Origin of the sequence: Candidatus Chazhemtobacterium aquaticus (genome assembly GCF_009936135.1) — a bacterium.
Classification (GTDB): domain Bacteria; phylum Patescibacteriota; class Microgenomatia; order UBA1400; family Chazhemtobacteraceae; genus Chazhemtobacterium; species Chazhemtobacterium aquaticus.
On record NZ_CP047901.1, the window covers coordinates 581,808 to 593,573 of the forward strand.

The 11,766-nt window shown below is 43.5% G+C and carries 14 protein-coding genes and 14 tRNA genes; 13 read left to right on the top strand and 15 right to left on the bottom strand.

Annotated elements, in window-relative coordinates:
* Positions 1–58: 58 nt before the first annotated feature.
* Genes MICH65_RS03030 through MICH65_RS03040 form a run of 3 tightly spaced genes read left to right on the top strand, consistent with a single transcriptional unit; the run spans position 59 to position 2,619 of the window.
* Positions 59–841, top strand: coding sequence for an ABC transporter permease (locus MICH65_RS03030; RefSeq protein WP_161931953.1), 783 nt, complete (start codon positions 59–61; stop codon positions 839–841).
* Positions 822–1,649, top strand: coding sequence for an ABC-2 family transporter protein (locus MICH65_RS03035; protein ID WP_161931954.1), 828 nt, complete (start codon positions 822–824; stop codon positions 1,647–1,649). Before MICH65_RS03030 ends, MICH65_RS03035 begins: the two co-directional genes overlap by 20 nt.
* A 1-nt stretch (position 1,650) precedes the next feature.
* Entirely contained in the window at positions 1,651–2,619 is a 969-nt protein-coding gene (locus MICH65_RS03040; RefSeq protein ID WP_161931955.1) for an ABC transporter ATP-binding protein, read from the top strand.
* A 13-nt stretch (positions 2,620–2,632) separates the two neighbouring features.
* On the opposite strand, the gene MICH65_RS03045 is transcribed toward MICH65_RS03040, so the two are convergent.
* The 3 genes from MICH65_RS03045 to MICH65_RS03055 all read right to left on the bottom strand — a co-directional run bounded on the left by MICH65_RS03045 (position 2,633) and on the right by MICH65_RS03055 (position 3,507).
* Positions 2,633–2,715: transfer RNA gene (locus MICH65_RS03045), tRNA-Leu, on the bottom strand.
* Positions 2,716–2,752: 37 nt separating this feature from the next.
* Complete coding sequence (locus MICH65_RS03050) at positions 2,753–3,382, bottom strand: hypothetical protein (RefSeq protein WP_161931956.1); 630 nt, start codon at positions 3,380–3,382, stop codon at positions 2,753–2,755.
* A gap of 50 nt (positions 3,383–3,432) precedes the next feature.
* Positions 3,433–3,507: transfer RNA gene (locus MICH65_RS03055), tRNA-Arg, on the bottom strand.
* A 475-nt stretch (positions 3,508–3,982) separates the two neighbouring features.
* On the opposite strand from MICH65_RS03055, the gene tnpA reads away from it, so the two are divergent.
* Positions 3,983–4,444, top strand: a complete 462-nt coding sequence (gene tnpA / locus MICH65_RS03060) for an IS200/IS605 family transposase (RefSeq protein ID WP_161931957.1) — start codon at positions 3,983–3,985, stop codon at positions 4,442–4,444.
* 46 nt (positions 4,445–4,490) lie between these two features.
* On the opposite strand, the gene MICH65_RS03065 is transcribed toward tnpA, so the two are convergent.
* From MICH65_RS03065 to MICH65_RS03095, 7 genes are all read right to left on the bottom strand, one after another.
* Positions 4,491–4,562: transfer RNA gene (locus MICH65_RS03065), tRNA-Lys, on the bottom strand.
* A gap of 39 nt (positions 4,563–4,601) precedes the next feature.
* Positions 4,602–4,675, bottom strand: a tRNA-His gene (locus MICH65_RS03070).
* 35 nt (positions 4,676–4,710) lie between these two features.
* A tRNA-Arg gene (locus MICH65_RS03075) sits at positions 4,711–4,784 on the bottom strand.
* 1 nt (position 4,785) lies between these two features.
* Positions 4,786–4,859, bottom strand: a tRNA-Gly gene (locus MICH65_RS03080).
* Positions 4,860–4,873: 14 nt separating this feature from the next.
* Positions 4,874–4,946 (bottom strand) — tRNA-Pro (locus MICH65_RS03085).
* Positions 4,947–4,957: 11 nt separating this feature from the next.
* Positions 4,958–5,043 (bottom strand) — tRNA-Leu (locus MICH65_RS03090).
* Between the two features lie 38 nt (positions 5,044–5,081).
* Positions 5,082–5,312, bottom strand: coding sequence for a hypothetical protein (locus MICH65_RS03095; RefSeq protein WP_161931958.1), 231 nt, complete (start codon positions 5,310–5,312; stop codon positions 5,082–5,084).
* A gap of 72 nt (positions 5,313–5,384) precedes the next feature.
* On the opposite strand from MICH65_RS03095, the gene MICH65_RS03100 reads away from it, so the two are divergent.
* The 7 genes from MICH65_RS03100 to MICH65_RS03130 all read left to right on the top strand — a co-directional run bounded on the left by MICH65_RS03100 (position 5,385) and on the right by MICH65_RS03130 (position 7,355).
* Positions 5,385–5,468, top strand: a tRNA-Leu gene (locus MICH65_RS03100).
* A gap of 43 nt (positions 5,469–5,511) precedes the next feature.
* Positions 5,512–5,597: transfer RNA gene (locus MICH65_RS03105), tRNA-Leu, on the top strand.
* An 8-nt stretch (positions 5,598–5,605) separates the two neighbouring features.
* A tRNA-Val gene (locus tag MICH65_RS03110) sits at positions 5,606–5,679 on the top strand.
* A 33-nt stretch (positions 5,680–5,712) separates the two neighbouring features.
* Positions 5,713–5,785, top strand: a tRNA-Phe gene (locus MICH65_RS03115).
* Between the two features lie 511 nt (positions 5,786–6,296).
* A tRNA-Gly gene (locus tag MICH65_RS03120) sits at positions 6,297–6,372 on the top strand.
* A 6-nt stretch (positions 6,373–6,378) separates the two neighbouring features.
* Complete coding sequence (locus MICH65_RS03125) at positions 6,379–7,251, top strand: hypothetical protein (protein ID WP_161931959.1); 873 nt, start codon at positions 6,379–6,381, stop codon at positions 7,249–7,251.
* 30 nt (positions 7,252–7,281) lie between these two features.
* Positions 7,282–7,355, top strand: a tRNA-Gln gene (locus MICH65_RS03130).
* Positions 7,356–7,428: 73 nt separating this feature from the next.
* On the opposite strand, the gene MICH65_RS03135 is transcribed toward MICH65_RS03130, so the two are convergent.
* A complete protein-coding gene (locus tag MICH65_RS03135) occupies positions 7,429–8,058 on the bottom strand; it encodes a hypothetical protein (RefSeq protein WP_161931960.1) in 630 nt (209 codons plus the stop codon).
* A 79-nt stretch (positions 8,059–8,137) separates the two neighbouring features.
* Between MICH65_RS03135 and MICH65_RS03140 the strand changes: the two genes are divergently transcribed.
* A complete protein-coding gene (locus tag MICH65_RS03140; protein WP_236870846.1) occupies positions 8,138–8,440 on the top strand; it encodes a hypothetical protein in 303 nt (100 codons plus the stop codon).
* Between the two features lie 50 nt (positions 8,441–8,490).
* On the top strand, positions 8,491–8,928 hold the full coding sequence (locus MICH65_RS03145; RefSeq protein ID WP_161931961.1) for a hypothetical protein: 438 nt from the start codon (positions 8,491–8,493) through the stop codon (positions 8,926–8,928).
* A 6-nt stretch (positions 8,929–8,934) separates the two neighbouring features.
* Here the strand turns inward: MICH65_RS03145 and MICH65_RS03150 are convergent, their stop codons facing one another.
* From MICH65_RS03150 to MICH65_RS03165, 4 genes are read right to left on the bottom strand one after another with little or no spacing between them, the layout of a single operon-like run.
* Positions 8,935–9,693: an SDR family NAD(P)-dependent oxidoreductase gene (locus MICH65_RS03150; protein WP_161931962.1), complete on the bottom strand. Its 759-nt coding sequence runs from the start codon at positions 9,691–9,693 to the stop codon at positions 8,935–8,937.
* Positions 9,694–9,750: 57 nt separating this feature from the next.
* The gene (locus MICH65_RS03155; RefSeq protein WP_161931963.1) at positions 9,751–11,082 is read right to left on the bottom strand and encodes an ABC transporter substrate-binding protein; all 1,332 of its coding nucleotides are present in this window, start codon (positions 11,080–11,082) and stop codon (positions 9,751–9,753) included.
* Positions 11,082–11,294, bottom strand: coding sequence for a preprotein translocase subunit SecG (secG, locus tag MICH65_RS03160; protein WP_161931964.1), 213 nt, complete (start codon positions 11,292–11,294; stop codon positions 11,082–11,084). The genes MICH65_RS03155 and secG overlap by 1 nt, the downstream gene beginning before the upstream one ends.
* 32 nt (positions 11,295–11,326) lie before the next feature.
* Positions 11,327–11,731, bottom strand: a complete 405-nt coding sequence (locus MICH65_RS03165; protein WP_161931965.1) for a phage holin family protein — start codon at positions 11,729–11,731, stop codon at positions 11,327–11,329.
* Positions 11,732–11,766: the final 35 nt, after the last annotated feature.

Below are 11,766 nucleotides of genomic sequence, written 5' to 3' on the forward strand. Positions count from 1 at the left end.
TAAGTCACATTCATCCATTGATATGGTCAACTGCTCAGAACGGCTATAATCATCCTAGATGAGAATCTCAACATATAAAGACAGTTTGATTTTTGGACTAACTCAGGTAACAAACTATCGCAGCGAAGTTTGGCTTATGGTTTTAAACAAAGCCATATATTTAGGGGGCATTATTTTTCTCTGGTCATTAATAGGCAAGTCCGCCTCAGTGGGTGTCAATTCGCTTGTTTCATATTTTTTAATCGCCAATGGCGTCCAAGGCCTTGTTGACGCGGAATCGCTTCGATTTACCAGAACTTTAAATGAGGAAATTAAGACTGGAACCTTAAGTGCTCATTTACTTCGTCCAATCAATCCAGTCATTTTCTTATACACCTCATTTCTTGGAACTCGTGGCGTGATAATTTTAATGGCTATCCTCTTAGCCGTTACAGGCTTTTTGTTCCTTCCATCATTCTCGATTATTCAATTTATCCTTTTTTTAATCAGTGTTTTTCTCGCTTTCATAATCAGTTTTATTTTCAACCTTTTGGTAGGCAGTTTAACTTTTTGGAGTCCAGAGGCCAATCACCTTCAAAACGTAGCCTCTCACTTTATTCGTGTCTTTGGTGGAGTTCTTATTCCCATCACTTTCTTCTCCGATAAGATTAAACAAATTCTATTACTCACTCCGCTTCCTGCCATCGCTTATCTTCCCTCGATCATCATGCAAACACACAGTCTCAATAAAGATATTCTAACCTCGTTTTTAAGTACTATTTTTTGGATCGGAATCCTATTACCATTTAGTTTTTTTGTCTGGCGATCAGGTTTGAAACGCTATGAAGCAGTCGGTATTTGAACCAATCAAAATAAGGCTCGAGATTCTCAAAGCCAACACTCTCTTCTCACTTAAAGAATCACTCGCCTACAGCCTAAACAACTGGGGAGGTTTGGCATCAACCATCACCTATATGTTGACCTATCTTGTTTTTCTCTCAGCGCTATACGGACGGGTTGAAACAATCGGTGGGTATCGTTACTCGGAAGCCCTTCTTTTCACTTTAATGGTTCAGCTAAATTTCTATCTCATCTGGGTCTGGAGCATGACTAACCTAGAAAAACTAGGTTATGACATCAAGACCGGAAAACTTGACCTAATTTTAAGCAAGCCACTTCCTTCACTTTGGTACGTCACCTTTCAAAAAATTAATTTATTTACCCTAATAGTAGAAATGTGGCCAGCGACTCTTCCCTTGCTTTATCTTCTATTCAAACATCTTGATTTTTCAGTCACTCCACTCGGACTTTTTTACGGTGCCCTGACTCTATTTCTTGGTCAAATCGCCACTCACTGCTTCCAATTTCTTTTCACGCTTTTGACTTTTTGGACAGGCGAATCAAAAGGCTTGACCGGAATTTCATACCAAATTGCTTTTTTTGGTAGCGACGCCATTCCGCTCGAAGCCTTTCCCAAATCAGTTATCTTCCTCGGTATAACCGCGATTCCATTTCTTACCCACACCGCCCTCACTACTTCATATATACTTGGAAGAACCACCAGTCCCTTTTATCTCATCCTCGCCCTAGCCTCCACAACCATATTTCTATTTATTAAAATCAAGGCCTGGAATTTTGCCCTAAAACATTACGCTTCAGCCTCGTCCTAATATGAAAGACATAATCAGCGCTAACAAACTAACAAAAACCTATCAAATCCCAATTAAACAAGGGGTACTTAAAAGTATCTTTTTCTCTAATAACCGAGAGTTAATTGCCGTAGATAAAATTGATTTTAAAGTCAAACAAGGCGAGTCAGTCGCCCTGCTTGGACCAAATGGGGCAGGCAAAACGACTACTCTAAAAATGCTTACTGGCCTTTTGTATCCAACCTCCGGAGAGATAGAAGTCTTAGGGTTCACTCCCACCGACAGAAAAAGAGAGTTCCTTCGTCAAATCGCCTTGGTGATGGGTAACAAAAGTGGTCTCTCTTGGGATCTTTCTGCCATGCAAAGTTTCAATCTCTTCAAAACCATTTATCAAATTCCAGAAAACATCCTCAAGAACCGTCTTGACGAAATGACAGAACTGCTCGACATCAAAGACCAATTAGACACACCCATTCGTAAACTTTCCCTAGGTCAACGTCTTAAAATGGAGTTAGTTGGTGCTATTCTTCATCGACCAAAACTACTCTTTCTGGATGAACCCACTATTGGATTAGACGTCGTCTCGAAACGAAAAATAAGAGGTTTTCTTCGCTATCTCCATAAAGAAGAACAAACCACCATACTCCTCACGAGTCACGAGATGGCCGACATTGAAAGTGTCTGCGATCGTACCATCATCATCAACCACGGTCAAATCGTTTTTGACGATACATTAGAAAAACTTTCTCACTATTATCAAGACAAGAAATATCTAACCGTCACTTTCAAGAAACCAGTTAAAGAAGAAAAACTTCAACAACTGGGCAATGTTATCTCCAGCAGAGAACTCTCCCATACTTTAGAAATCTCTAAATCAACTCAAAGCACAGTCATCGCTAAACTAGCTGAAAAGTTCCCCGTAGATGATATAGACATTCAAGGGGTTCCGCTAGACGAGATAATTGAAGACCTGTTTACACAAACAAAATAAATTGAAACTGTAGTGCCGAGGAGAGGACTTGAACCTCCACGAGCTTGCGCTCACAGCGTCCTGAACGCTGCGTGTCTGCCATTCCACCACCTCGGCATCAGGCATATTTTACCACTCAAAAAACTATATTGATTTACTCCAACTCACTCATAAACTGGTTCACTCCAAAAGCCCAGGATCCATCAGATGGGGGAGTATATGTCCCCATTACTTCCTCAGCCTCGGTTCTGGATCCCTTGCTTAAGAACTTCTCCTTAAACTGGGGGGCAATCCTCTCTATCGCTTGCTCATATGACTCAAACCGGGTTATCTTCATTTCCCGACACTCATTTGCCTCACTATCATAATCCAAACACCATATGCCCCAACCCCAGCAGTTATATGAATCATCAGGAATCCGCTTACACAAATTCGACTCTTGCTGAGCAATAGCTACCAGCCATCTAAAATCAAAACCATTTTCATCTGATACCTTTACGATCAAATCAGCGTGTGGTTCAAGCGGGGATTCGTGTTTTGCAAGATACTGCCGCAAAATCTCTGCTCTGGCATCAGCGGTTCCGATTGAGGTAATAAACTTGTTTTCAGGTGCTGGAATAGCTGCGTACATTAACTCAGGCACTCCAGTCGGTTGAATCTCGCTCACTAAAGGCGAAGCTAAGGGTACCGGCTTATCCATTTTTACATACATAAAAACAGAAGCCATTAACAAAGCTCCCGAGACACCGCTCCACACAGGTAGCAACCACAATTTCTTAAACATATCGTACGTCTCTACCCATACTCGCAAGATTTAAGCTCATTGTCAACTTGCGCGCCTGGAGGGACTCGAACCCCCATAAAACCCTGTTCCGAAGACAGGTGCCTTATCCATTAGGCCACAGGCGCATATTTTAATTTCCAACTGTTATTCTCATGAGCTGTCTTTCTTCTATGGCAATTCGCACACCGGACCTCACACTTTCCAATCTCAGTCGAAATTGTTTTTAAAGACAAGCCTCCCTTTACCATATCACTAAGCGTGCAACGCTTGTGCTTTCTATCTTTATGATCAAACTCTAAAACAGTTATATCCTTCTCACCACAATCAACACAAGGATGCGTTGATAAATATGTACCAACATACTGACGCGCCTCTTCTCTTACAACTACGTTTCTTCTTCGTGCTTTTTCAAGATAATATTTTCGATTCTCAACGTAATGCTGCCTTACATACTCTCTTGAACACGCGGTGCAATATGTTGCACGAGTTTTATTTCTTCCTTACAGGAAACCCCGCATGGAATAGCGTCACACGAGAGTAGTTAGCGTATGGAATGCGGGGATGAATGAGCATATCAGGCTGACCTGATATGCTGACTGCATGAGAAAGAGAAGCCTTAATCACTGTGCCTATCAACACCAGTACCATCTAGTCTGGGGAACAAAATACAGACGGAAATACATCAAGTCGTATGTCAAGGAAGAGTTGCTGTTAGAGTTACACCAACTGATCAAGAAATATCCCACACTGTATCTTTACGCTGTCAACACGGGTAGTGATCACATTCATCTACAAATTGAGATTTCACCAGATATATCAGTAGCCAGGGTGGTTCAAAGGATTAAGACATATACCAGCTTTCGATTAAAGAAAAAATTTAAGTTCATCAGGAAGATATATCTGGACTCTGGTATCTGGAGTGTGGGATATTTCTCATCAACAGTGGGTTTAAACGAGACTTACCTTCCAGTTAAACTCGGATACATTTTTTCTTTTCTGACAGCGCGGACATGTCTTAAACACAACTGTTTTAATTATATCAATGTACACTTCGAAAATTAAATATGATTTCGAAGTATAGAAACTAAACTCAGATAACGCATTCGTGTGCGCCCAGGAGGACTCGAACCTCCAACCAATTGCTTAAGAGGCAACTGCTCTGCCATTGAGCTATGGGCGCATAACCCATATTATATCAACCCTATATATAAAAGTAGGGGGTGGCTGACGAGAATTGAACCCGCGACCTCCGCTTCCACAGAGCGGCGCTCTAACCGACTGAGCTACAGCCACCACGTTTTCAACCATTTTACTTGAGTTTGGTTGAGCGCGCCCAGCAGGATTCGAACCTGCGACCTACTGCTTAGAAGGCAGTTGCTCTATCCGGCTGAGCTATGGGCGCATGGAGCGGGAGAGGGGGATCGAACCCCCGTCTTCTGCTTGGAAGGCAGATGCTCTACCATTGAGCTACTCCCGCATAATATGTTCCAGTCGGGGTGCCCGGTCTCGAACCGGGGACCTCTGCGTCCCAAACGCAGCACTCTACCATCTGAGCTACACCCCGTTGTCAATTAGTGCCGAGGGCGGGAATCGAACCCGCACGAGGGTTGAACCTCAAGGGATTTTAAGTCCCTCGCGTCTGCCTATTCCGCCACCTCGGCGCCAGGCTTAATTTTACCACTTATCACCCGATTTGACCTTAAGGCAATACGTTTCTCAAAAAATAGAAGATTCCATCCACTATCGTTCTAAAGATGGGTACTGAGGCTGGAACAAAGATAATCAATAGTAAAATCCAGATAAAATTACGCTTAATCAAATCTACTAACATCAATACAATTCCCACGAAAATAAGCAAGGCGATCAAACCTTGTAACTCCATCGGAAAAAGGGATATAAAATCCTGCCACAACATCATTATCTGATCCATAACGCCATTTTAACATCTCAAAAACCCAAGCCTAGCTCATCACCCTCGGTCTTGGTATAATATCAGCTGTTAGGGCAGGTGGCGGAACTGGCAGACGCGCAGCCTTGAGGAGGCTGTGGGCTTATGCCCGTGGAGGTTCAAGTCCTCTCCTGCCCACACAAAAGCCGCGTCATCACGCGGCCTCTTTGTAAAAACACCTGCCGAGGTGGCGGAATGGCAGACGCGCTGGATTTAGGATCCAGTGGGTGTAAACCCGTGGAGGTTCAAGTCCTCTCCTCGGCACCAACAACCAAGGACGGTTGGCGCAGTTGGTTAGCGCGTCTCTTTTACACAGAGAAGGCCGGGGGTTCGAATCCCTCACCGTCCACCGGAAGATAAAGATGATAAAATAATTACACTTGCCAAGCTAGCCAAGGTGGTCACGGCGCGTGTCTGAAAAACACGAGATTGAGGTTCGACTCCTCAGCTTGGCACAAAATACTTGAACTAGTCGCAACCCAAGGGATAACATAATTGTAATGAAGACATGCTCCAGATGTCACCTTAGTAAGGATTTATCCGAATTCTATTTACGCAAAACCGGCAGGAAAGCAGGGCAATATTACAACCACTGTAAAACGTGTCTCAGAGAGAGGGGAAAATCTTATTACAGGAAAAACAGAGAGAGGCAGCTCTTCCTATCAAACCAAAGAAGAAAAAAATACGTAATTCTCAAAAAGAAGCTAGTATATAGTCTCAAAAACAAGCCGTGTAAAGATTGTGGCCAAAGATTTCCTCACTACGTTATGGACTTCGACCATCGCGATGAGACAACCAAGATCGGAAATATCGCCCACTTAGTCAGCCAAAACTACTACTCAAAAACAAAACTACTTGCAGAAATCAACAAATGTGACATCGTCTGCGCTAATTGCCATCGCATAAGAACCTACAAACACAAAATACGCACCATAAACAAAGTTTATTGATATAATAATAGAACCTGCGGTGGTAGTTCAGTTGGTAGAACGTCTCCTTGCCAAGGAGAAGGTCGCCGGTTCGAATCCGGTCCGCCGCTCCACACATTATGACGGAACTTTTTGACCAGTACGACTATACTCACCAACGCATTCAAAACAGTCTGGTGTTAGCCTATCTCAAGGAAGGGTCAGTAAATGCTATTCTCCCTCAGTTTCCTGAGGTGCCTGAACAAACTGCCCACAACTGGCTTGATGCCTACGACATAGTTAAACTCCAGGGTCGCAAACCCAATCCATTAGGTTCTGTCCTATACTTCCTGTCTCAATGGGTAGCCGCCAAAGATATTCCTCTAGAACGTTGGTACCGCGAATACACGCCTCATCGTATTCGAGAAGTTCTCTCCACACCTAGTCTCCATCGAGTTGTTGATCACATTCGCCGGCTTACCACCAGGCTTTCCGCTACTGCCCTCATTATCACTCCTCAAGACGCTCCAGAGCATATCTTAGTTGGTCATGACATTACCACCCCCAATCCTCAAGTAGGTAAAACCTTCGGCTCATTATCTCTACCCATGACCTATTCCAATACCGGTGAGCCGCCCCAACTCTCAATTAAACGAGTTCTTCAGCAAGAGGTTTTTTCCAATCTTGTTTTAAGCAAAGACTTTCCAGACTGGCTTATACCCGATGAGCTACAACCCTTCATGCACGTAGCCGTCGCTGACGTTGATGTGGCTGCATATCACCTTCAGATCCCCTGGGAGCTTACTGATAGTTTTAGTAGTCCCAAGCTTGATGGACTTAAACTTACTCCGCTAGACCAACTTCTTAAGCACCATCCGCTGGATACCTCTATACGATCAGGTGTAGTTGAGATAGCCAGCGGACATTCATCCTATATCAACCAACCTCAAACAGAACCCATCACCTGGGCTCTATCACGCTTAAACGAAGAAATACTGCTCGCTCGCCTCTAAGAGCCTCAAAATGTTAAAATATCCCAATCTTGCCGGATCGTCTAATGGTAGGACACCACCCTTTGAAGGTGGTTATCTAGGTTCGAACCCTAGTCCGGCAACCAATCACCGTACACACTCAATAAAACCAAAACAAAAACCTCCCAATTTGGCTATGTTACTTAAATCTTCTCAAATCTAGTTTGCAAATCTTCTCGCTAGCCATCCAAACAAGCTAAAACCAGACAACTCTTCCTCCAGTTGTGAGTCTAGAGTATCTGCTTCTGCCTGAAGCTCATCAATAGCCGTTTGAATGTCCTCAACATCGCTTGCTGTTGCGTCAGCTTTCGTTCTTTCCAATTTATCAATATCATTTCTTAAATCAACGATGTTGCTTCTTACCTGACCTGCATTTTTGTAATCTGGTCCGAGTAAAAATTTCACTACTCCATTCCTTTTACTCATTGCCTGTACCGCAGTCTGAACCTTTGTCTGAATCTGCTGATGACTTTGAACCATTGTTCGAACCTGCTCACCAATTTCCGGGTTATTTGTTCTCTCGGCAACTCGGTTAAGACTTTGCGTGGCCTTGCCAATACCCTGACCCATAGCCTCAGAGCCAACTTGATTACCTGCCCCAGACTGTTCCACTTGGTCTAACTGATCACCCTGAGGGACTATAGTCTCACCATCGTGAGTTGTTGGATCCTGAACTCTTTGTTGAACGCCATTCAATTGGCCCTGTCCCTGGCCTTGAGCCATAACGACTACTGGAGTAGAGACAATCAATAATGAAATCGCCGACGCAATTACAATTTTTTCTATCATGCCTACCATGCTAAACTTATTCGCATGCTTTGTCGATATATACAGATCAATCGGCAAATATTCTCTACAATTACCATAAATGAAAATCAACAAGCTCAATATCTTAGACAAAGATGCCCTGTTTATCATCATCGTCACAACGGCTATTCTTGTATTCCATTTGTTTGCAACGCTTTTCATCAATCAAGTCAACTGGGATTTTTTTGATTTTCTAGTCGCAGGCCTTCTTTTGCTAGGTATTGGCTCTGTCTACCTTCTCACCACCAAACTACTTGGGATAAAGCATCGGCGCATTATCGCCCTGGTTCTAATAACCATTCTTACTCTTATCTGGGCTGAGCTTGCAGTTGGTCTCTTTGGTACTCCATTTGCTGGTAACTAAACATTACACCCTTGCTTTCATAATCACTTTCCCGATATATTTAAATCTCTATGGACGACAATACCTCAGCCCCAACGGAATCAACAGATCAAGCCACTAGCCTCATTTCTCTAGAAAACCTAATTAAGAGCTATCTAAACAAAATAGAGTCCCATCAAGACATCCTAAAAAATCTACGAGAGATGGTTAATGATGCCTTAGAGAATGATCCTGACTATGTCGAGGCGGCCAAGCAAGCCAAACAAGCAGCTCAACAAAAATCATCAGCCAAAAAAGCTGTCATCTCTCAACCCGAAATCGCCAAAATTCACGACAAGCTTCAAGACGGCACCAAACAGCTTAAAGAAATGCGCGCTGCCCTCTCCCTCCATCTACAAAACTACGCTCAACTATCTGGTAATACCCAGTTCGAGGATGACGAAGGCCAAGTCAGAGAAATCGTCTACGTCGCCAAAGTAGTCAAGAAAAACCCTAAATACCGACCCTAACTCTTCTTATCCAGCCAACCAGCCTCCATCAACATAGAGTGTCACTCCGGTAATGTAATCAGCCTCATCAGAAGCCAGGAATGCAGCCGCAGCTCCAATATCTTCCGGTTTACCAACTCTACCTTTAGGTGTTCTTCTCAATACTGCTTCTCCCATCTCCTTATCATCACTCGTTCCCCTGCTCATATCGGTATCTATAGCCCCGGGAGCAATGGCATTAACATTAATTCCCTTAGGTCCAAGATCAAGGGCTAAGTTCTCAGTTAGGCCAATCACTCCACCCTTTGAAGCTGTGTATGCCTCAATCTGAGCAAAACCTACCCCCATTCCACCTGAAGAAATCGAGGCTATGTTAATAATTCGTCCACCATTTTTCATCATCTTAACTGCCTCCTGAGCACAAAAAAACTGACCCTTTAGGTTTACGCCCAGTACCTCATCAAGCATCTCCTCACTAAACTCACTAAACTCTCCTCCTCGCAATACCCCTGCATTGTTAACCAAAATATCCAGACCTCCCCACTCTTGTTTGATCTGTTCAAACATGGATACTACTTCACTTCTTTTTGATACGTCTGCTTGAATTATCAAAGCTTTTCTTCCCTTTGCCTCAACTTCCTGAGCTACAGCCTCCGCCTTGTTTTTATTGGAGGTAAAGTTAATCACCACATCAGCTCCTTGCTCGGCCAAGGCCAAGACAACTCCTCTACCAATACCTCTTGATCCACCCGTCACCAGCGCTTTTTTACCAGCTAAGCTAAACATAGTATTTATATAAAAAACTTACTAACTGCTTAAAATCCTAACACAAATACCCAGGGTCTAACTTCTACCTCGTTTGATCACCACTGCCTCGGGATGATACAGAAATGTTGCTGGTGCGTCCTCGGCAACAAATCTCTGGAAATCAAAATACATCTGTCTTCTCTCAATCTGATCCAAAGTCTGCCTACCATCTTCCAACAATTTATCTACCTTTGGACTTAAGAACTTAGTAAAGTTACTCGCCTGGGTTGAGTGCCAGTTGTAGTACTGATCTGGGTCAGCTGGGATTTCTTGAGTTGCCACCAGTGCTTGGAAACTACTTGGAATCGAAGCTACCACCTTAATATCCACCTTTATACCAAGCTCTTCCCAATCCTCTTTAATTACTTCCGCCACCTGCAATAGATCTGCCGTACTTGATAACTCAATCCTTAACTCCTGCTCACTTTCAGCTGGTACCGCCTCTTCCAGCAACTCCCTAGCCCGGTTAACATCATACTCATACTCCTTTACCACCGAGTTGTATGCCCAAGACTTAGGACTAATCGGTCCTGTCGCTCTCTGATAGCCATAGTCCTTATCTTCAATCGCATACGATAATGCCTGCCTGACTCGCTTATCACCCAACAACGGATCTTTATTATCATAAAACACTGCCGTGTAATAGTCGTACTTAGTTACTCTCTCAATTGTTGCGTTACTCCATTCAGATATCTCACCCGCATCAAACAGGCCAACCAGCTCATCAATTTCTCCCAGCTTAAACGCTGTCAGCGCCGTGCTGGATGTGTCATAAAACTTGAATACCAGAATCTCTTCTTCATTCTCCAGTTGCAGCAAACGTAAAAAAGGACCGTCTGCCTGTATATCCCCAACCATATATTTACCGGTTGTGTATCTACCTTCTCGCAGCACTGGTGTGCTTAGCACCACTGGAAATGGAGAGAATGGTTCAGGTAATACAAACTCCAATACACCATTATCCAGCTTGTTAAACGCTACATCAGGAATACTAAAGTTAAAATCCTCGACTACTACTTTTTTACCATCTGACCAGTACATATCATCCCTTAAGTAGAACCGGTAAGTTTTGCCATCCTCTGTCACCTCCCACTTCCTTGCCAAACCAGGCTCCGGTAAGTAATCATCGCCCAAGCTAGTCAAGCCCATCCCGAGCTCCTGTTCAATTCGCTCAGGTATCTGGGACAGTTCATATCTGCCAATAATTCCCACATAACGATTGGGCTTTGGTTTGGGTATGTGTGGCCAGATTAAAACCAAGAAACCAATCACCAACAAGCTCCCAATCAAACTCCCAGCCATCACCCGCCTATACTTACCGACAAAACCTGCCACAAACCAATATGTCTTCCGTATTGAGATAGCCATTACAGCATAATGCTCATAACCGCCAGACCGGTAAACAGCACTATCAATCCAATGGTGGCCGCAAACACGTATCGCTCCAAACCCTTGCGAGAGTGGTAGCTAACACCACTTCCGCCAAAACTACTCCCCAATCCTGTTCCCTGGCTTTGTAGCATCACCAAGGCAATCAAGGCCACCGACACAAATATCTGTAGTAACAATAACCAATCCATACCCCTATTCTATCAAAACCTGAAATTTATTCTTAATCCTCAAGAACCCAGCTAATACTCGAGGCGATCACTCCGATGGTGATCGAGCCCAGCACATACGACATCAAAGTACTTACCTCAAATACTGGTATCACAAAACCATTACTTTCCCAACCTGGAAACACAAAACCAACTATTCCAAAACCACTCACTATTCTGGTTAACAAAAATAGAGTCAAAACATGAGCCACCCAACGAAACAGTCCTAATGTGATCAAGTTAATTGGTAGCAAAAACAGCTTGATTAAGGGTTTGACGATCCGGTTAAGCAGCATTAGAGCAATAGCAGCTATTATCAGGGTTTCAAGCCGTCCATCATAAATAATGCCCGGATATATCAGTACCGATAGATACAGCACCAAGCCGCTTAAGAAAAATCCTCTAATTAAGCCTTTCATAACTTCATTTTTTCAGTCTTGACTGTCTACGTCAA